Here is a 19802-nt window from a genome sequence, read left to right on the forward strand (position 1 = left end):
CCGCTGCAACTCTTCCCTCGGGACCTCCTCCACCAATTCGGATACATTTACGAGGGGGCGGGTCTATACGTTGAATAGCGCTATTGCAACGTTCCTCATGCCTGGGTTCGCCATTGCCGGTGGCCTTATTGCCGAATGGGGAATCTCAGTCAACCATTTATTCATCGGTGCAGGCATATGGGTGTTACTCCTCTCACTCTTTTTCTTGTTCGACCCGGATCTACGGGATGTTCAGAAAGTTTCAGGGGAAAAAGTTGATGTTGGGGATGTGGCTGTTGAGGGGGAATGAAAAGTATGAGTGCAGGAATGGATTATTACCGCTTCGATCGAGTTTATCACCGACTCTCGGCGTGTTATCACCGACTTGAACTGGTTTATCACCGACTTTCGAGGCATTATCACCGACTCTATACACTTTATCACCGACTCGACCAAAAATCGTTTGTCAGCGAGACTACCTGCGATTGTTTTGCGCAAAATCGAACCTGTTTGCCTGTCTCCTGACTAAAGGACCAGTCAATCAACAAAAAAACAATGCACACAGCCCCCGCCGTGTGCATCGCCAACTAATCTATCAACTATAAACAGGCTTATCCTGTAAGCGCAGCTTGAAATCCAAATGAGCGGTATAGTAATCCACCGCCAACCCTTTTTCCGCTCCGCCATGCTTCTCCAATTTTGTGATGAGCGTTCCGCGCACGCCATTTGCGACATCGTTGTCCAAGTATTGATTCCCTTCGAAGAATACTTGGGAAATCAACGGATCTCCATTTTGCGGCTTAAACAAGAAGTGGAGATGGGCTGGCCGGAATGGATGGGAGTCGATCCACGTCAGGAACTTGCCTGTCGGGCCATTCGTTGGAATCGAATAGTCGCCTGGCACGACCGTCTGCACTTCGAATCTTCCGTTCTCGTCTGTGAAGAGCACCGCACGCAAGTTTTCGGCTGGAATCCCTTCAGCAAAACCTGAGTACTCTCCATTCGCATCCGCCTGCCAAACGTCCACTTTCGTATTCGCCAGCGGGTTGCCGTCTACGTCGGTGACGGTGCCACTAAAGAAAAACACGTCGCCCTTTTCTTCATCGCGCATCGGCATGACGCCCGGATTTTCGATTTCCTTCGCATTTTCAAGATAGAAAGGTCCGAGGATCGTTGGCTCTGTCCCCTCTACATTTTTATACATTTCCTGAAGGGCGTGTGTTTCAAAGAACACGTCCATGAAAAGCGGTATTTCACCAGCACGTCCAAGTTCGTCCGCCCAGTTGACGAGCGCTTGATAATCATTATGATCGAGCTCATGCTCCCGTATTAATTCCTTGAATTTAACGACCAATCCATTGTAAACATCTACCACTTTTTGATTCATCTCTTCATCCTTTCATTCGTTGTTTTATTATAGATCCCTTGCGTAATGGAAGATTTTCTCCACATCCATCTCCATCCCATAGCCTGGAGAACTCGGGACTATCAATTGAAAATCTTCATAGGTAATCGCATTTGTTGTAATCGTGTCTGTGAATAAAAGCGGACCAAACAACTCCGTGCCGTACTTCATTTCAGGGATTGTCGAATAAAGATGAGCACATACGGCAGTGCCGAGTGACGATTCGATCATCGTTCCACCGTATAGCGAAATGCCCCCCGCTTCCGCAATGGCTGCCACCTTTTTCGTCGCAGTAAGACCTCCCACGTTAGCGGGCTTGATGGAAAACACATTCCCCGCCCGATGCTTCGCTACTTGATAAGCCTCTTCCAACGAACTAAGCGACTCGTCCGCCATGATCGGCACACGGAACCTCGACGTTAGGCGTGCCATCCCTTCCTTATTCCAGGCGGGCAACGGCTGTTCGATTAAATCAATGCCGCCATCCTCCAACGCTTCGATGCAATACATCGCTGTCGTCTCGTCCCATGCTTGATTGACATCGACCCGAACGCTCGCTTCGTCACCGACAGCTTCCTTGATCTTCAGAACATGGGCTACATTCCGTTTCGGATCACCCATGCCGATTTTCAGCTTAAAGATATTATGCCGTTTTGCATGCAAACTTTCCTTCGCTTCTTCAATATCCCTTCGCGTATCCCCGCTCGCGAGCGTCCATGCGACCGGCAAAGACGCATGGATCTGCCCGCCGAACAATTCGTGGACAGGAATCCCCCTGGCTTTCGCCGCAAGCTCAACGACCGCCGCTTCCACCGCCGCCTTCGCAAACATATTGCCGACGACATGCTTGTTGACACCATATGAAATCGCATCGAAATGGACTGCATTCCGCCCGATGACGAGAGGCTTTATATACTTTTCGATATTCATCTTGATCGCTTCCGGTGTTTCCGCACAATACGAAGCGCCGCCGATCGTCGCGACTTCCCCCCAGCCTTCCTGCCCACCCTCTCCTGTCACACGGACGAGAATGATCGTCTGCATGACAATCGTATGCATCGCAAGCTGGTGCGGCCGGATCGTCGGAAGGTCGACAATGAGGACATCAAGCGTTTGAATGTTCATATGCGGAATCCCCTTCCACAAAAAGCGCGTCCGTACTTTCCCGCACTTGCTCGAGCGTAGCGCCCGGCATGAGCTCAGTCATGATCAGCTGTTCATTCACGACTGTGAAAACGGCCAATTCCGTAATGATCATATCGACGCTGCGAGTTGACGTGAGCGGGAATGTGCATGATTTCATCAGCTTGCTTTTGCCGTCCTTCGTCAAATGAGAAGTCGTCACGATCACTTTCTTTGCGCCTACAAGCAAATCCATCGCGCCGCCGACTCCGATAATGTTTTTTCCCGGGATAGCCCAGTTGGCGATTCGTCCATTTTCATCAACTTGAAGGGCGCCGAGAATCGCAACATCGATATGCCCGCCGCGAATCATCCCGAACGATTCTGCACTACTGAAAAACGAAGCACCTGCCCGTTCGCCGACCGGCAATTTCCCTGCGTTCACTAAGTTCGGATCCTCTTCCTCAACATCCGTTACACCTAACAGACCGTTTTCCGTATGAAAATGGATGAGTTCATCATCGATGTACTTCGCAACGAGTGTTGGAATGCCGATACCTAAGTTCACGACGGAAGGACCGATCAATTCACGGGCGGCACGCTTTGCAATCAATTCTTGAACATTAGCGATGGACGACACCTTCCTTCGTCAGGATTTTGTGCGCAACAAGGAGCCGATCGACAAATAGATGGGGTGTGACGATTTCTTCCGGGGACAGATCACCGACCGCGACAATTTCATCCACTTCAACAATGACGAGGTCAGCGGCAGTCGCCATGACCGGATTGAAATTCCGGGCGGTCTTATAATAGATGAGATTGCCGAGCGTGTCCGCCTTATGTGCGCGGATCAGCGCCACATCCGCTTTCAATGCCTGCTCGAAAACATACGGTTCCCCATTGATTTCCCGAACCTCTTTCCCTCGCGCGAGCTCTGTCCCGACACCGGTTTTCGTATAGAAGCCCCCGATTCCGGCACCACCTGCACGCATCACTTCCGCAAGCGTCCCTTGGGGCAACAGCTGCAAGTCGATTTCCCCACGCTGATACGCTTCACCGACTTCCCGGTTGCTTGTAAAGTAGGAGCCGATCGCTTTTTGGATTTTTCGTTGACGGAGTAAGACCCCTAGCCCTTCACCCGCTTCGCCGAGGTTATTGCTTATGATTGTCAGCCCATCGACGTCTTTCCTCGTTAGGCCATCAATCAAAGTAAGCGGCGCACCGACGAGGCCAAAGCCTCCTACCATGATCGTCATCCCGCTTTTAATTGGAGATAGAGCATTTTCAACCCGTTCATAGACGATGGCCATATTAGCCGCCCCCTTCACGCAAGGAATCGCTCGCTTCGAACCATGCAGGAATTCCGGCGGTCAACAGGCAGATGAGACCAACTTCGGCCAATTCTCCTTCAGTCGCCCCATTCTTTCGAGCTTGCTCCATCCATTTCCCGGCTTCAGTTCCTTGAAGGCTCGTACTATGGATTCCAACCATTAAGAGGGATTTCATCTTCGAACTGACGACTCCTCTTACGAGAAGCAAGTCATTCCGAAGTTCCTCCGGCGCTTTTAAAATGTTCGAAACAAACCATGCATCCTCTTCATCTAGGATCGAATTGAAATAACTTAACATATGCTCATTGCAAACTCCATAAGGCATCTGGCCCACTGGCAAACCTTTCAAAGAGCATGCATACTTCACGGACTGGATGCCTGTTTGCATCGACTCGAGTCCGCCATATCTGTACGCGACAAGCAAGTATTCGACCAGCTCCGAAATGGTGGCGCCTCCATCGATGGCACCTTTCGTATGATAGATCATGCTTCGCTCGTAGCATCTTGCTGCATTGATCCCAACAAGAAGGAGGTCCTTTTCCTTACTGGTTAAAAGCCCGTCCCCCATAATGGAGCTTCGCAAGTTTGTGTAATGATCAAGCGCGTCCGGCCGATAGGTATGCATTTTTTCGACCCATCCTGGAACCGCACCATACACTTCCTTGAAATAAGTTAATCCGTCACTCATCCAACATCACCCCATCCAAGAAATCCCGGATTGCAGCCAAAATATCATCCCGTTTCTCAAAGACCATTGTGTAATGATTCGAATCCGAACGGAATGTTGACAGTTTTGATGTATACTTTTTCGTCTCTTCATAATCAACATCCATGAAGAACGGCAGAAACGGTCCAATGTCTCCGTCCGCTTGAATAAGCAATGTTTCGCAAGTGATTTTCCCCATCACTTCGATCGGGTTAAAAAAATCGAAGCTTGCAAAGTCCTCTTCGATGTTTTCATAAGCAGACTTGTGCATCCATCCGTTGCCCGTCCCATGGATTTCGTATTCCACAATTTCCTGGACTGCATCGGTCCATTTGATACCGAGCCGTTTATACAACTGCTTCAGCTCTTCGACATATGCCCGCTTCGATTCATACGTCTTGCGGAGCCTTCCAAGCGATGGCCTGACAATATCATGTTGGCGTCCTGACATCCGTGCTGCGCCATCCAGCAAGATGAGTCCTTTTACGGTCGGCATTTCGCTTGCCACAATTGCAGAGACAAATGCTCCCATTGAATGGCCAAGCAAAATCGGGTTTTTTATTCCCAAAACGCCGATCAATTTTTCAACGTCTTCAGCGTGGGAGAAGATGGAGGGGACGTCATCCATCCCCGAACTATCTCCTCTTCCCCTTAGATCGCATGCGATGAACCGATAGTCTCCACGTAGGCTTTGTGCGTAATGAAGCATGTTCTTATGGGTTCCGGTCAATCCGTGAAGCGCGATGATCGTCCCCTTTTCGCCTGGATAATCGACGATTTGTAGATGGCGCCCTTCTAGTTCTACTTTGTACATTTTCTTTGTCATTTCTTTAAATAGCTCACATCATCCGGATTAATCCATGTATCATTCGTCCAGCCGTTCAAATCGTAGTCGCTCATGCATTCCTCAACGAACTTCTCGAACTTGTCTGCCTGCCCGCTCATATTGGCGACGACAAGGCTTTCCAGTCTGATATTTTCGTGGTTGCCGGAGTAATTGCGCTCATATAGTTCGTGCCTGCCGCCATATTCCGTTCCGATCGCATCCCACAGCAATTTGATGAGTTTGATTTTCTCCTCGGCTCCTACGCCATATGAACCGCGGTACAGTTTTTCCAACAATGGACGGAGCTCTGGATTTTGGAAGTCTTTTGAACTTGATGGCTGTGCAATCAGGCTGCCTGCGACAACATTTTCGATGATTTCCTTCACCCGTGGCCACCCTTCGGACATGAACATCCGGTATGCAAGCCCGTAATTCAAATTCGGCAGCTTCGTCCCGTTTCGCCCTTCATCCGGGTTCAACGCCATCGCATCGCTCAATGCCCAGAACATGTTTTTCCAAGCAATCACTTCGCCGACGTTTACTTGGACGCCGCGGAATTGGTCGGAACCGTTCATCTTGACAGCTTTCAGCAATAAACCTGACATGAAATCAAGTTTAACAGCGAGCCTCGTTACACCATGGAATGTAAATCTATGCAGGAATCCGCTATCCGCGAAAAAACTGTTCACTTTCTCTACATCTTTATAAATGATGATGTTTTCCCAAGGGATGAGCGCGTTGTCGAAAATGAGGACCGAGTCGTTTTCATCGAACCTGCTGCTCAATGGGTAGTCAAACGGACTTCCCATGACTGCTGCATTCATTTCATACGATGCACGGCTCACAAGCTTTACGCCAGGCGTATCCATCGCCGCCACGAAGACGAGTGCAAACTCCTCTTTTGTGATCGGGGCAGCGCCGTAATGGGCGACGAAATTGTAGTTCGTCAATGCAGATCCGGTCGCGACCATTTTCGCTCCGCTGACGATGACCCCTTGCTCCGTCTCCCCTACCGCCCGGACAAAAATATCGGACACCGCCTCAAGCGGCTTATGCCTGTCCACCGGCGGATTGATGATCGCGTGGTTGAAATACCAATTCCGCTCCTGTGCTTCTTTGTACCATCGGCGTGCATTGTCCGCATACTTCCCGTAGTAATCCGGATCTGCACCGAGCGTCGCTAGAAATGCCGCCTTGTAATCCGGCGACCTTCCCATCTGCCCGTACGTCAGGCGCGCCCATTGCGCAATCGCGTCGCGCGACTCCAACAAGTCCTGCGTACTCTTGTCCACACGGAAATATTTCTGTGTGAAGCCGCCATTCCCCGTATCCGTCTCGACTGTCAGTACTTCTTTCGTCTTTTCGTCATGCAGCGCATCGTACAGCCTCGCAATCGACCTCGCAGCGTTCCGGAAAGCCGGATGCGTCGTCACATCCTTTACCCTCTCGCCATTCAGCCATATTTCCCGGCCATCTTTCAAGCTTTCCAAATACTCCTTGCCGGTCAATGGTAATACCGTCTTCTTTTCCTGTTCAACTGGCATGTATTCACTCCTTCTTGTCCCATTACACCTATACGTATGCCTATCTCATGGGAAAAATGCCGATGTGAATGAAAAGAATATAGTTCCCCTGCCTCAGCGAAAAAAAAATGGCTCGCTTCCCGGCAGTATCTTTTGCCGACAAACAAGCCTTCCACTTTATTGTTGAGGTGCCACTTTCGTGAACTTCCCGCTGTAAAAGGCAAGCGGATTTCCATCCTCATAATCAAATCGCACAACCTTCCCAACAAATAAAACATGATCGCCACCGTCATACTCCGCCCATGGCTCACATTCCAAATATGCGAGCGAACCTTGGATCTGCATGCCATCCCATTCGAACGGTTCGGGAGTTTGTGGCCTGCCTGCAAAATGCAATGCCGTATTTTGCTGGTTCTCCCGTAGAATATTGATTGTGAAACGATTGTTTTTTAAATACGGCAACGCTTTCGTCCGTCGATCCACCGACACAAGCACAAGCGGCGGATCAAGCGAAACCGACGTGAAGGAATTCGCTGTCAACCCATGCTTCCCTTGATCATGCGTACATGTCACGACGGTCACTCCTGTCGCAAACCGTCCAAAGCAATTGCGCAGCTCCCGTATATCTATCAACGATTCTCCCATCTGTTCATCTCCTTTCCAGTTGTTTTTATAATAATCATTTTCACAAATGGACAACTCTTGCATTTACTATATGCATAGGAATGCACGGCATATGCTGAACGGGGTTATCACCGACTCTCGGGAGTTTATCACCGACTCTTAGCACTTTATCACCGACTCAGGCGAGGTTATCACCGACTCTCGGCACTTTATCACCGACCCATGCAAAAACGCCGATTCCCCGAAAGGAATCAGCGCTTTCATTACACTAATATCATCCAAAGAATCATCGTAACGACAATCGTAGTTACGCCTTGCAGCAAAGTAGCCATCGTTTGCGCTTTGTAGGCGTCCGTCACTTTCATTCCGCTGAACTCCGTGACGACCCAAAAGAAGCTGTCGTTCACGTGACTTACTGTCATTGCGCCTGCGCCAACTGCCATAACGACAAGAGCAAATGGAACTGCTCCTTCAATCCCCATCGCCGGAAGCAACGGAGCAACTAAAGTAGAAGTGATGACCAAGGCAGCAGTTGACGAACCTTGTGCTGTTTTTAACGCCGCCGCGATGATGAATGGAACGAGTAGGAAGAATGCACCACCTGCCAATGCATCGAAGTTCATCCCACCGATTAAATCAGCGACACCCGAATTCGAAATGACTTTCCCGAATGCGCCGCCCGCACCTGTGATAAGCAAAATCGGAGCCGCTTCCTTCAAACCTTCCCCGATCCACTTCGTCAATGTCTCTTCATTCCATTTCGGCAACAGTAGGAATGCTGCCAAGACTCCAAATAACAGTGCTACTGAAGGTGCCCCTAGAAATTGAAGGAAGTTGTTAAAACCGCCTTCTTCCATCGTCAACTTCGCGACAGACCCAACTCCGATCAGAACGATAGGCAAAACAATCGGCAGGAATGCTTTGAACGTCGACGGCATTTGGCCGAATGACTTGACGATTTCATCATAGTCTAAACCGTTATCCTCTACATCTTCCGGAACCGAAATTTTCGATCCGACCTTCACTGCCCATAAATAACCGACAACGACCGCCGGGATGGCAACGAAAAGGCCAATTAAAATTATAGTACCCAAATAGCCTTCCGCGCCGATATTACCAGCGGCAGCAATCGGCCCAGGTGTCGGCGGTACCAATGTATGCGTTGCATAGAGCCCCGTCGCGAGCGCAACAGCCATTGATGCAATTGCAACTTTCGCCCGTTTCGCCAATGCTTTCTTTAAGCTGGATAAAATAATAAAACCTGAATCACAGAAAACCGGAATCGAAACGATATATCCGATAACGGACATCGCCAATTGCGGGCGCTTCTCCCCGATCAAGCGCAGCACGACTTCCGCCATCCTGAACGCGGCGCCCGATTTCTCTAAAATAACGCCGATGATCGTACCCGCAACAATGACAAGTCCGATTCCCTTCATCAATCCTCCGAAGCCCTCGTTCACATTTTCAACGACCGTCAACAGCGGCATGCCTGTTGTAATTCCGACAAAAAATGCACCAGCTAATAATGATAAAAACGGATGAACCTTAAAAACAGCTGTCAGTACTACAATAAGGACAACACTTAACACAATCATTGTAATTAACATTCCCTACACCCCTTTTTCAGTAATGAACTCCATTACCTTTTTTGTTTTTCTTCGCAAATGGTCGTAAGCATTCGCAATGGCGTCTTCCACAGTCATACTCTCATCCATGATCGCATGGACCTCAGTGAACAACGGCGTCAATACATCGCGGCTTTCTTCATCCACAGCCCCTGAAATAAGAATGACAGGCTTTCCTTCACGGTGCGCCACTTTTGCAATGCCAAACGGTGTTTTTCCGGAAAGTGTCTGCAAATCGGTTTTCCCTTCGCCGGTAATAATCATATCCGCATCTTTCACGTGGTGCTCAAAATCGATCGCTTCGAGTACAACATCGATTCCTTGCCGCATTTCACAATTGAAGAACGCTTGGAACGCGCCTCCTGCTCCTCCGGCAGCACCTGCTCCTTCCTTTGTATGAAGGACAATTCCCGTTTCTTTTTCAATCGCGTCCGCAAATTTCCGCAAATTCCGGTCAAGTTCGTCCACGTCCGTCGGAGAGGCCCCCTTCTGCGGTCCAAAAACAGCAGATGCACCTTCACTACCGACAAATGGATTTTTCACATCACTCGCAATTAAAAATTTACTTTCCGCAATCCGTTCATCCCAGTTCTCATTGTCTATTGAGCAAATATGCTTGAGTCCGCTTCCCCCTTTCGGCAGTTCAATTCCTTCTTTATTCAACAAACGCATGCCAAGCGCCTGGAGGATTCCTGCCCCTCCATCATTCGTCGCGCTGCCTCCTAGGCCGATGATGAATTTTCGATAGCCGTTGTCCAATGCATGGCCGATCAATTCACCGGTTCCGTAAGTTGATGCGATTAGCGGATTCTTTTCATTTTCTTGCAGTCTCATAAGTCCAGAAGCCTCGGCAATTTCAATCGCGCACGTCACGCCGTCACCAAGAATGCCATATGTCGCGGGAACTGGTCTGCCGAGGGGGTCTTCCACAGTTACAGACACGTATGTCCCTTTTGTCGCATCGACCAAACTCCTCATCGTGCCTTCTCCTCCATCAGCTGCCGGCAATAGTACCGTTCTTATGTCCTGATCGACATCATGTATACCTGCAGCCATCGCCTCGGCTGCCTCAATAGCCGTTAAACTTCCTTTGAATGAATCAGGTGCTACAATCACCTTCATGCAAAGCACCTCCTACAAATTAATAAAACGCTTTCATTTAATTATATGTTTTGAAAACAAAAATACATTATACTTGGTGTATAAGTTTCACGTGGAAATAAAGTTGTTTTTTATACATGGGGGTGGTTTCTTGATTACGAAGAAGCTAGCAGAAGAAATAGTGGAACAAACGATGTTCAGGTTGGACAGGAATTTAAATGTGATGGATACGAATGGAATGATTTTGGCTTCCGGCGAAAAAGAGCGCATCGACCGCATCCATGAAGGGGCCGCACATGTCGCTAAAACGAGACGACCGCTTTGGATAGATGATGAGAATATATTGGATTGGCATGGAGCAAAGCCTGGCGTAAACATGCCCATCTATTATAAGGACCGATTGATCGGCGTCATCGGTATTACCGGCAATCCGAAAGAATTAAACGACATTGCGACGCTCGTTCAATTGACGACCGAAATGATGGTCCACCAAGCACTCATTACATCGGAGTCGGAATGGAAGCGGAAGATCAAGGAACTCGTTTTTGAAGAGCTGATCGACAGCGGCCCCCTTTCACCGATTGTCATCGACCGGCTTGCCTTATTGGAATTCAATATGACCGAACCTTATTTGACGCTCTTAGTGCAAACAAATAATTTGCCTGAATCTCCTCAACGATTAATTGAAACGATGGAAGAGCAGTTCGAGAGAAATACGGCCCTGATCGGACATTCACAATTGAATGAGTTGTTCATCGTTCTGTCCGACGTGAAAATGTCCTTGCTTGAATTGAAGCTGCAGAAAATCCTTGCTTTATTCCAAAAGAATTCCTCCGTCGAAATCGGCGTCGGGTTGCCTGTAAAAAACTTGGAAGGCATCTCCCATTCGTATGAAACAGCAAAATACGCAATCCAGTACGGGCATTCGAATGAGCTAATCCATTACTACTATGATGACATCGAACTGATCACCCTTTTGAAAAGCTGCCCGTCCCAATTGAAGGAAAGCTTTGCCGACCGAATTTTAGCCGGAGTGAACAAGCAGCTCATAGAAACGTTGGAAACATTTTTCGAGCATGATCAAGCAATCGGTGAAACGGCTTACGCTCTTGGCATCCACCGTCATACACTGGCCTATCGGTTGCGGAAAGTGAAGGAGCTGACATCATTGGACCCTACCCGATTCCGCGATGCAGTCCTATTCCAAGTTGCTTTGCTAGTGCGGAGTGATTAAAAAGGGAATTTTACAGTTCTCATGTATAGGATTCCCATTTACATGTAAAAACCCTCATCGACGTTTTCAGGTCGATGAGGGTTTTTTCAGTTCATTAGCTCCATAATTACAAGAAAAACTCCTGTGAGGAAGAGCGCAATATGGCCGACACATATTTTCGGATAACATGTTTCAGAAGTTTTGATTGAGCATGATTTGATAGCAAGAAAGGGCTTTTTCAAATCACTTACCCTTTCAAAGCTGCTTGGACAGCTTCTGTGTCAAAGCCTAGGATCCATTTACCGTTTAGTTCAGTTTGTGGAACTCCCATTTGGCCTGTCGTTTCTACAAGCTTGCGGCCAGCTTCCTCGTCCGCTTGCACGTTCACTTCACGATATGGGATATTTTGTTCATCCAAATAATTTTTCATCATTGTGCAGTATGGGCAAGTACTCGTAGTGTACACTGTAGCTATAGGTGAATTCGACATTTTCATCTCTCCTTTATTTTTTGATTACACTTAGCATAATATACCCTAGCCGGTATGAAAGCAAACAAATGGATTTCACGGAGGTGCGGTAAAAATGAAAGTAATTCCAGTTGGGATTTGGGGCGGCTATCCGAAAGCGAACGGGGCCACATCCTCTTTTTTGATTGAACATGACAGGTTTCATTGCCTCGTCGACTGCGGCAGCGGCGTTCTTGCTTCCTTGCAAAATTATGTACCGTTGGAAAAGTTAAATGCAGTTGTTATAAGCCATTATCACGCGGATCATATCGCGGACATCGGCAGCCTGCAATATAGTAGGCTCATTAACTACTATCTCGGAAAACCGTCTACTGTATTGCCGATTTACGCACATGATCGAGACGAAGAGCATTTTGCACAGCTATCGCATAAGGAACAGACAATCGGCGTTGCTATACAAGAAACGGATATTGTACATATCGGGCCTTTTGAAGTTTCATTCTGCGAGACAATCCACCCCGTCTATTGTTTAGCAATGAAGTTCAAGGTAGACGGCCGTTCCGTCACATTGACAGCTGATACGGAATGGAGTGACAAACTCGTCAAATTTGCGAGCGGAACAGACCTTTTAATTAGCGAGGCGAACTTGTACGAGGAGCATCTCGGGAAAGCACCGGGGCATATGGCGGGAAGCGAGGCGGGACGACTTGCCAAAATGACGGGTGCGAAACGATTGGTGCTGACACATCTACCTTTGCACGGAAATCCTGAAGATATTTTAGATGCGGCAAAAGGAGTATATGAAGGACATGCTGAATTGGCAGTCGTCGGGAAGGAATACGAAGTTTAATAGGAACGTTTTGCATAAATTCAAAGGAATTTTAACCATAAAGCAAAGGATTTTTTCCAATTGACTTATAGAATGACAAAAAGTCACGTATACTAGTAAAAATGAGAGGTTTCCTACTTGTAATCTTTTTATGACAAGTGGATACTATTAGTAAAGGTTCAAATTTTGCATATTAATTGGATATGAGAGGTACTTGCTTATATGGATTCGATATCGGCTTTATTCCGAAAAAAAGAAGTGAAGCGGATCATTATTTTCGCTTTGATCATTTTAATTCTCTACAGTGTACGGAGTATGATGAATTTAATCTTGCTCACCTTTATTTTCTCGTTTTTAATGAATCGTCTTGTCGATTTTACAGGTAAACGTCTGCGGTTAAATCATAAGTTGACCGTGATACTCCTCTATACTTTGATAGTCGGTATTTTGTCTATTAGCCTCGTCAAATATTTACCTATTATCACAATGGAAATTAGCCAGCTTATTAAACAAATTACGAGCTTCTCCATACAATCGCATGACAATCCATTGCTTGTTTTTCTCGAATCTATTATTTCCAGCGAACAAATTAAAGGTTATGTGGAAAACGGATTTTCGTTTTTACTAAAATCGTTTACGGATATTAGTAAAACGAGCGTTCAAGTACTTATCGCCATCATTTTGAGCTTGTTTTTCCTTCTTGAAAAACCACGTTTAATAGAATTCACGAATAAATTTAAGAACAGTAAGATTGCCCCATTCTATTTTGAAATTGAATTTTTCGGCAAGAAATTTTCCCGTACATTCGGTAAAGTAATCGAAGCGCAGTTCATTATCGCGTTTATTAATACTATTTTGACTGTCATCGTATTAATGGTGCTTGGCTTCCCGCAAATTATCGGATTGGCCATCATGATTTTCTTCCTAGGGCTCATTCCTGTTGCGGGCGTCATTATTTCACTAATACCGCTTTCACTTATCGGATTTACAATCGGCGGATATTTAACTGTCGTCTACTTGCTCATTGCAATCATGGTCATTCATGCTATCGAGGCATATATTTTAAATCCGAAGCTTATGTCTTCCAAAACGGATTTACCGGTGTTTTATACGTTCATCGTTCTTATTTTTTCACAGAACTTCTTTGGCGTTTGGGGACTAATTATCGGGATACCGGTATTTGTTTTCCTGCTGGACATCCTCGATGTGACAAACAAAGAACCGGAACAGATTTCCGAATTTAATAAAGAAATCTAACGGGAATAGTAGAAATGCAACAAAAGAGCCGGTAGTATGGCAGCTACCGGCTCTGTTTTTATGTTTTTTGACGAATTGCTTCAGTTACTTAATCATCATCCCGTTCAAATGAAAGGATTGCGCCTGTGTAGGCATGGATTTCCAGGTCGTATTCAATGTCGCCGTCTTCCATCTCGATTTCATAGACATTGTCATCCAACTCGAAATCAGTTACGACACCACTTGCATGTTGCTTGGCGATGGAGATTGCTTGCTCCTTCGTCAGCAATGTCTTTTTGTCAGCTTGTTTCACAGCTTGCTTTTCTTTTGTTGGTTCAACAACTTGTAGTGTAGAAGCCGCTACCTTTTCAGTTTGCGCTTTTACTTTGTTTTGTGGCTGTGCTAGTTTCGCGCTCCGGTACCGTTCTTTTTCGAATTTCAAGAACTCTCCTGTTTCTGCATCTATTTCAATTTCGTATTTGAAATGATCGTCTTTCATTTCAATGTCATATTCTTTACGACCGTCATCTGTATCAAGCTCAATCTCCTTGACTGTCCCAACTACTTTCTTTTTCACAAGAGCGATTGCTTCCTCTTTCGTCATCACCTTGCCGGACCCTGCTTGCTTGCTGTTCTTTTCTACTTCTTTTTCAAACTTGGTGATTTCTCCCGTGAATGCGTCCACTTCTAAATCGTATTCGTATTTTTCATCTTTCAAGTCCACATCAAAATGGTACCAGCCATCGTCTTTATCCAACTCGATTTCTGTCACGACGCCGCCTTTCACTCTGTCAGTGGCGATCTGTTTCGCATCCTGCAATGAAATCATCTTATCTGCCTGCTTTGAAACGCTTGGCACCGAGTCATCTGCCAACGCAACGCCACCGATTGCTACAACTCCAGCCATCGCTGGAATCAGCATCCACTTTTTCATGTTTGTTCTCCTCCTATTTCCTTCTATCTTCATAGTACCCCGCGAAGATGAGAGGACATTGAGAGGATTATTAGAATTCGATGAGAATCACTCATCCCAAGTGACCGTTATTACTTTGCCGGAAATCGCATGGATTTGATACGTTACTTCATCCATGTCATCTTCCGTGTCAATCTCGATTTGTACTAAGTAATAGCCGCCATCAGTTGAATTTACAAAGTCCACGTCATCGACTTCGCCGATCATACCAGCCGGTAATTGGGACAATCCTATCTTTTCCGCATCATGCTCAGAGATGAAAACCGTTTTCTGCGGCTTTTCCTGATTTGCCGGCTTAGATTGCTTAGGTGCCTCATTTGTATTTTGCTTCGGCACTTCCGTCTTACCTTCTGCCTTATCCGTCACTTTGCTGTCTGCAGCTTTATTATCCGCTTCATTCGTTATCTCGCTATCCGCATTGCCTTTTTCATCAGGCGATACCTCAACAGTTTGGGCTTTTCCCCCTTCATCTGTCTCCATCACGATATCGGTATTCGTTGACTCTTTCGTTTGAATAAGTGAAAGGACTTTGCCCGTTCCGGCATCGACTTCCACATCATATTCAGCCCCTGCTTTTGATACTTTCGCTTTATATATAGATCCATCCAACATAAGCTCTTGCACTTTCCCACCGTAAATCATCGATAATTGGGATCGTATTTCCTGTTCCGGCAAGGTCTCAGCCTTCGTCAGCTTACCCGCCGTATACAACTGCCCCGCAACGACTATGAGGATTGTCAAAACGATCGGGATGAACCAAGGCTTTTTCCATATGTTCATGCAGAAAACCCTCCTTTCTTTCATCTTACCGTCCTAACATTAAAATTCACTGAGAGCCTCACCTTTTCGGAATCAAAACCCGAATAACCGTCCCCATGTCTACGACGCTTTCAATTGTTAGTGCAGCACCAAGTCCGTCAGCAATTTCCTTCGCAATGGAAAGTCCCAACCCTGTTCCGCCCGTCTTACGGCTACGATCCGATTCCACTCGATAAAAACGATCAAAAATATGCGGCAAATCCGCTTGGGGAATTCCTTTTCCAAAATCCTTAACGGTAACTTCCACTTCAGACTCCTTGTCAACGATAGAAGTGAAAATTTCTCGATCGCTATATTTCCGCGCATTGTCAAGGAGTATGAACAGCAGCTGCTTCACGAACTTCCCATCCGTTTCGACGATTGCGGGTCCTGCCGCCTCAATCACAATGTCTCTTCCATATGCCTGTCTTAACGGCTTAACTGCAGCCTCCAACAATTGCGTCAAGTCAACCTCAGCAAATTCAAACAACTCGGAACCACTACTTTTCGCCAACTCGAGCATCTGTGCAATCATCTCTTTCATCCTGCCTGTTTCAGAAATAATTGCATTTAGCGCTTCATCGACGACTTCCCGATTCTCGAAACCCCTCCTTGCCAATAAACGGGAGTAACTTTCAATTACGGTCAACGGCGTTTTTAATTCATGGGAAGCGTTCGAGACGAATTGCTCCTGCTTCATATAGTTTTGTTCCAATTGCTCCATCATCTCGTTGAACGTTCTTTCCATTTTCGCCAGCTCGTCATTCCCATTTACTACGCCGGTCAATTTTTCATACGTACCCGATTGCCTGCTTCTATCCATCGCCCTTATTAGATTCTCGATAGGCTGTGTTACAATCCTGCCGAGTGTCATGCTAGAAAGGGTGATCGGGATCATTGCAAATGTTGTAACACCAATCAAAACATATTTCAGAACCTGCATATTTTTCTCAACGTCTGTCAGCAACTGTGTCATTCTCATTGTGACAACTTCACCTGTCGGCCATATGATCGGCATCGAAATGGATAGCGCTTCCGTACCTTCGAATCGGTCAATCGTATATGAATTGCTTGGACTCACATCGCCGCCGACTTTTCCGAGTCCAGCTAAAGACTGAACATTAATGAGCGGCTTATTATTGCTGTCTACGATAGAAATGGCACCATTAGCAGGAATGAATGCACGTAATAGAATGTCAGCATCCATCTCAGTTTCCAATTTGCTCAATGCCGAGGTCAGTTCCTTAGCCCTGCCAATCAACTGCTCATATTCCGTGTTATGGGACATCCTTTCGAAAAGAAAATAGATTAGAATGTTCGCGAGCACGAGAAGGATAAACATTAAAAGAGTCGAAAAGACATATATCTTCTTTTTAAGTTTCATGGACCGGTTCCTTTAATGCATACCCGACACCCCGGACCGTTTGAATGAGAGAAGGCTCATTCTGTTGATCGATTTTCTTTCGGACATACCGGATATAGACGTCAACTACGTTCGTGTCGCCGTAATAGTCAAAGCCCCAAACCGCATCTAGCAACTGTTCCCGCGAAAGTACCTGTTTCGGATGTCTTATCAAATGAAGTAATAAATCATATTCCCTCGGCGTCAAATCGATCAATTCGCCATTCCGCTTCACTTCACGGGACTGCTCATGGATTGACAATCCTGCAAACTCATGAAGAAATTCATCTTTCACAATCGTTCTCTTTTGGGATATCCGTAGAGCTGAACGTATACGAGCGAGCAATTCATCGATTTCAAATGGCTTCGTGACATAATCATTCGCTCCTAAGTCGAGCCCCGTCACTTTATCTTCCACATCGCTTTTCGCTGTCAATAAAATAACAGGCGTACCGTCTTCCGCCGCTCGAATTCGCCGCAGCACGTCCAACCCGTTCATGCCGGGCAGCATGAGATCCAGTAGCACAAGATCCCACTCCTGCTCTCTGAATTTAATAAGGCCATCTGTGCCCGTATGAGCGACGCCGACCGAATAACCTTCAAACTCAAGCTCCAATTGAAGAACGCGCGCGATTGCTTCTTCATCTTCAACAATCAAAATATGCTCACTCAAGTTCATCACCACCACTTTTTCCTTTAGTGTAGCAGAAAATTGTTCTGATAATAAAAAAACGACCCATTAAAGAGTCGTACAGCCTGTTGACAAACGCTCGCATCCGTTGTTGCTCGTCTCGCTCGTCCGCTCATGAACTTTAGTTCTATTCGCGTATTCGCTCCACTTCGCGCCTAGGCTGGCAAGCGTTTTCAATCAGGCTGTGGAAATTCCTAGCTATTGCTACTTGCCTTACTAAGCATTATAAAAATACGATTGCCGCTAAGATGATTGCTAGAAAAATTCTGTATAACGCGAACGGCACTAGCTTAATTTTCGAAATAAGCTTCAAGAAGAAGCGGATTGAAATGAGCGAGAATACAAATGCGCTCAGAAAACCGACGATGTAAAATGAAAGATGATCCATCGACATATACTCCCAGTTTTTCAAGACCGATACGAGACTTGCACCCGCCATAATGGGAACCGCCATGATGAACGTGAAGTCCGCTGCGGTTTTATGGTTCATTCCAAACAGGACGCCTCCGGAAATTGTCGCACCTGACCGTGAAAATCCTGGCCATAACGATAAACATTGGACAAGCCCTACAGTGAATGCCTGCCGATATGTAATCTGGTCCAATGTTTGCACTTTCGGTCGTTTCGGTCCGAACTTGTCTGCCGCAAGCATCAGAAGTGCCCCAGCGACAAGTGCGAAAATGACCGTCTCGACGCCGAATAAATAATCATCAATCAAGTCCTTGAACGCAAATCCAAAAATGACTGCAGGAAGCATACCTACAATAACATGCAGCAAGTTAAATCGATTGCCCATCTTTTTGTCGTCCACCTGATAGAGTCCGACGAGGCTTAGCAACCTCTTCCAAAATACAACGACTACAGCTAAAATTGATCCTAGTTGAATAACGATCTTAAATGTGATTGCCGGATATTTGCCGAGAAACTCCTCCGACTTCAACCACATATCATCGACGATAATTAAATGTCCTGTCGAGGAAACCGGCGCAAACTCCGTCATCCCCTCAACAAATCCAAGGATCAACGCCTTTACTAATTCAAATAAATCCATCCACTATGCCCTCTTTCTACGGAATCGGATATACCCGATACAAACCGCGATTCCGCCAATTACTAATAGTGCGTAAACAATATTAGAATAGACGTCCATATAATGAACGATCGATTCCCAATTTTCACCGACCGCAAAACCTATTGTAACAAGAATCGTATTCCAAATTAAGCTTCCGATCGTTGTCAATGTGATAAACAGCAGGAAATTCATATGTGCCATCCCAGCAGGAACGGAAATCAGACTACGCAAGAGCGGAACGAGACGGCAAAAGAACACTGTCCAAGGACCATACTTTTCAAACCATTTTTCGGCTCTGCGTAAATCTTTTCTCGATAGCCGCAGCCAACGACCCCATCGGTCAACAAACTTCTCAAGTCTAGCTACATCAACGAGCAAGCCGACACTATATAGAATCATCGCACCGACGACTGCACCAATTGTGGCAGCGATGATGACACCCATCCTCGTCATCGTTGTAAAACCTGTTGCATATCCACTAAAGGTTAAAATGATTTCCGATGGAATTGGAGGAAATAAGTTTTCTATTAAAAGCAGAGATAAAACTGCGAAATATCCGTGCTCTCCAATGAATTCCGTTATCCAGTTTTCCATTGCACTCTCCTTGCCTGCTGAAAAAATTCAATTACATGTCCATTCTATCAGACGTCTTTATGAGACGTCGATATCGACTTGGAAGTTTCAATCTTTCCTGTTGGATTGTACGTGTGAAAATAGAAGAATATGAATGGAATGGTGGTGGATAAGTATGGCGAAGTGGACTTATGCACTGAAAACTGTGGGTAAAACTGTTTATATGTTTATAATTTCTGAAAAATGAAGTGTTTTGATTGAATATTATCCACATGTGAATAAAAAAACACCTGAACGCCGG

At 46.2% G+C, this 19802-nt stretch carries 21 protein-coding genes; 4 read left to right on the plus strand and 17 right to left on the minus strand.

Features of this window, described 5'->3' with window-relative positions:
* Nucleotides 1–70 precede the first annotated feature (70 nt).
* Complete coding sequence (locus ACTHPA_RS02310) at nucleotides 71–289, plus strand: hypothetical protein (protein ID WP_440498442.1); 219 nt, start codon at nucleotides 71–73, stop codon at nucleotides 287–289.
* Between the two features lie 285 nt (nucleotides 290–574).
* Here ACTHPA_RS02310 and ACTHPA_RS02315 read toward each other — a convergent pair whose 3' ends face one another.
* From ACTHPA_RS02315 to ACTHPA_RS02360, 10 genes are all read right to left on the minus strand, one after another.
* Nucleotides 575–1366, minus strand: coding sequence for a dioxygenase family protein (locus ACTHPA_RS02315; protein ID WP_440498443.1), 792 nt, complete (start codon nucleotides 1364–1366; stop codon nucleotides 575–577).
* Between the two features lie 27 nt (nucleotides 1367–1393).
* Complete coding sequence (locus tag ACTHPA_RS02320) at nucleotides 1394–2509, minus strand: muconate/chloromuconate family cycloisomerase (protein WP_440498444.1); 1116 nt, start codon at nucleotides 2507–2509, stop codon at nucleotides 1394–1396.
* Nucleotides 2490–3146, minus strand: coding sequence for a 3-oxoacid CoA-transferase subunit B (locus tag ACTHPA_RS02325; protein ID WP_440498445.1), 657 nt, complete (start codon nucleotides 3144–3146; stop codon nucleotides 2490–2492). The genes ACTHPA_RS02320 and ACTHPA_RS02325 overlap by 20 nt, the downstream gene beginning before the upstream one ends.
* Nucleotides 3130–3816, minus strand: coding sequence for a CoA transferase subunit A (locus ACTHPA_RS02330; protein WP_440498446.1), 687 nt, complete (start codon nucleotides 3814–3816; stop codon nucleotides 3130–3132). Before ACTHPA_RS02330 ends, ACTHPA_RS02325 begins: the two co-directional genes overlap by 17 nt.
* Before the next feature lies 1 nt (nucleotide 3817).
* Nucleotides 3818–4525, minus strand: a complete 708-nt coding sequence (locus tag ACTHPA_RS02335; RefSeq protein ID WP_440498447.1) for a carboxymuconolactone decarboxylase family protein — start codon at nucleotides 4523–4525, stop codon at nucleotides 3818–3820.
* Nucleotides 4518–5369: an alpha/beta fold hydrolase gene (locus ACTHPA_RS02340; protein WP_440498448.1), complete on the minus strand. Its 852-nt coding sequence runs from the start codon at nucleotides 5367–5369 to the stop codon at nucleotides 4518–4520. Before ACTHPA_RS02340 ends, ACTHPA_RS02335 begins: the two co-directional genes overlap by 8 nt.
* Nucleotides 5366–6913, minus strand: a complete 1548-nt coding sequence (locus ACTHPA_RS02345; RefSeq protein WP_440498449.1) for a 4-hydroxyphenylacetate 3-hydroxylase family protein — start codon at nucleotides 6911–6913, stop codon at nucleotides 5366–5368. Before ACTHPA_RS02345 ends, ACTHPA_RS02340 begins: the two co-directional genes overlap by 4 nt.
* A 156-nt stretch (nucleotides 6914–7069) precedes the next feature.
* Nucleotides 7070–7537 carry a flavin reductase family protein gene (locus ACTHPA_RS02350; RefSeq protein ID WP_440498450.1) on the minus strand — a complete coding sequence of 156 codons (468 nt, stop codon included), beginning with the start codon at nucleotides 7535–7537 and terminating at the stop codon, nucleotides 7070–7072.
* 242 nt (nucleotides 7538–7779) lie between these two features.
* Nucleotides 7780–9126, minus strand: a complete 1347-nt coding sequence (locus ACTHPA_RS02355) for a GntP family permease (protein ID WP_440498451.1) — start codon at nucleotides 9124–9126, stop codon at nucleotides 7780–7782.
* Between the two features lie 3 nt (nucleotides 9127–9129).
* Nucleotides 9130–10266: a glycerate kinase gene (locus ACTHPA_RS02360; protein ID WP_440498452.1), complete on the minus strand. Its 1137-nt coding sequence runs from the start codon at nucleotides 10264–10266 to the stop codon at nucleotides 9130–9132.
* Between the two features lie 130 nt (nucleotides 10267–10396).
* On the opposite strand from ACTHPA_RS02360, the gene ACTHPA_RS02365 reads away from it, so the two are divergent.
* A complete protein-coding gene (locus ACTHPA_RS02365) occupies nucleotides 10397–11479 on the plus strand; it encodes a CdaR family transcriptional regulator (RefSeq protein ID WP_440498453.1) in 1083 nt (360 codons plus the stop codon).
* Nucleotides 11480–11705: 226 nt separating this feature from the next.
* Here the strand turns inward: ACTHPA_RS02365 and ACTHPA_RS02370 are convergent, their stop codons facing one another.
* Nucleotides 11706–11948: a glutaredoxin family protein gene (locus tag ACTHPA_RS02370; protein WP_440498454.1), complete on the minus strand. Its 243-nt coding sequence runs from the start codon at nucleotides 11946–11948 to the stop codon at nucleotides 11706–11708.
* A 94-nt stretch (nucleotides 11949–12042) separates the two neighbouring features.
* Here ACTHPA_RS02370 and ACTHPA_RS02375 point away from each other — a divergent pair, with 94 nt between their 5' ends.
* A complete protein-coding gene (locus ACTHPA_RS02375; RefSeq protein ID WP_440498455.1) occupies nucleotides 12043–12777 on the plus strand; it encodes an MBL fold metallo-hydrolase in 735 nt (244 codons plus the stop codon).
* Nucleotides 12778–12978: 201 nt separating this feature from the next.
* Nucleotides 12979–14013 carry an AI-2E family transporter gene (locus ACTHPA_RS02380; protein WP_440498456.1) on the plus strand — a complete coding sequence of 345 codons (1035 nt, stop codon included), beginning with the start codon at nucleotides 12979–12981 and terminating at the stop codon, nucleotides 14011–14013.
* Nucleotides 14014–14101: 88 nt separating this feature from the next.
* Here the strand turns inward: ACTHPA_RS02380 and ACTHPA_RS02385 are convergent, their stop codons facing one another.
* The 6 genes from ACTHPA_RS02385 to ACTHPA_RS02410 all read right to left on the minus strand — a co-directional run bounded on the left by ACTHPA_RS02385 (nucleotide 14102) and on the right by ACTHPA_RS02410 (nucleotide 19522).
* Entirely contained in the window at nucleotides 14102–14926 is an 825-nt protein-coding gene (locus tag ACTHPA_RS02385) for a PepSY domain-containing protein (RefSeq protein ID WP_440498457.1), read from the minus strand.
* 87 nt (nucleotides 14927–15013) lie between these two features.
* A complete protein-coding gene (locus ACTHPA_RS02390) occupies nucleotides 15014–15745 on the minus strand; it encodes a PepSY domain-containing protein (protein ID WP_440498458.1) in 732 nt (243 codons plus the stop codon).
* A 58-nt stretch (nucleotides 15746–15803) separates the two neighbouring features.
* Nucleotides 15804–17147, minus strand: a complete 1344-nt coding sequence (locus ACTHPA_RS02395; RefSeq protein WP_440498459.1) for an ATP-binding protein — start codon at nucleotides 17145–17147, stop codon at nucleotides 15804–15806.
* Entirely contained in the window at nucleotides 17137–17838 is a 702-nt protein-coding gene (locus tag ACTHPA_RS02400) for a response regulator transcription factor (RefSeq protein ID WP_440498460.1), read from the minus strand. Before ACTHPA_RS02400 ends, ACTHPA_RS02395 begins: the two co-directional genes overlap by 11 nt.
* 241 nt (nucleotides 17839–18079) lie before the next feature.
* Complete coding sequence (locus ACTHPA_RS02405; RefSeq protein WP_440498461.1) at nucleotides 18080–18907, minus strand: undecaprenyl-diphosphate phosphatase; 828 nt, start codon at nucleotides 18905–18907, stop codon at nucleotides 18080–18082.
* Between the two features lie 3 nt (nucleotides 18908–18910).
* Nucleotides 18911–19522 carry a DedA family protein gene (locus ACTHPA_RS02410; RefSeq protein WP_440498462.1) on the minus strand — a complete coding sequence of 204 codons (612 nt, stop codon included), beginning with the start codon at nucleotides 19520–19522 and terminating at the stop codon, nucleotides 18911–18913.
* Nucleotides 19523–19802: the final 280 nt, after the last annotated feature.

This window comes from Sporosarcina sp. SAFN-015 (genome assembly GCF_051966875.1).
In the GTDB taxonomy this organism is placed as follows: domain Bacteria; phylum Bacillota; class Bacilli; order Bacillales_A; family Planococcaceae; genus Sporosarcina.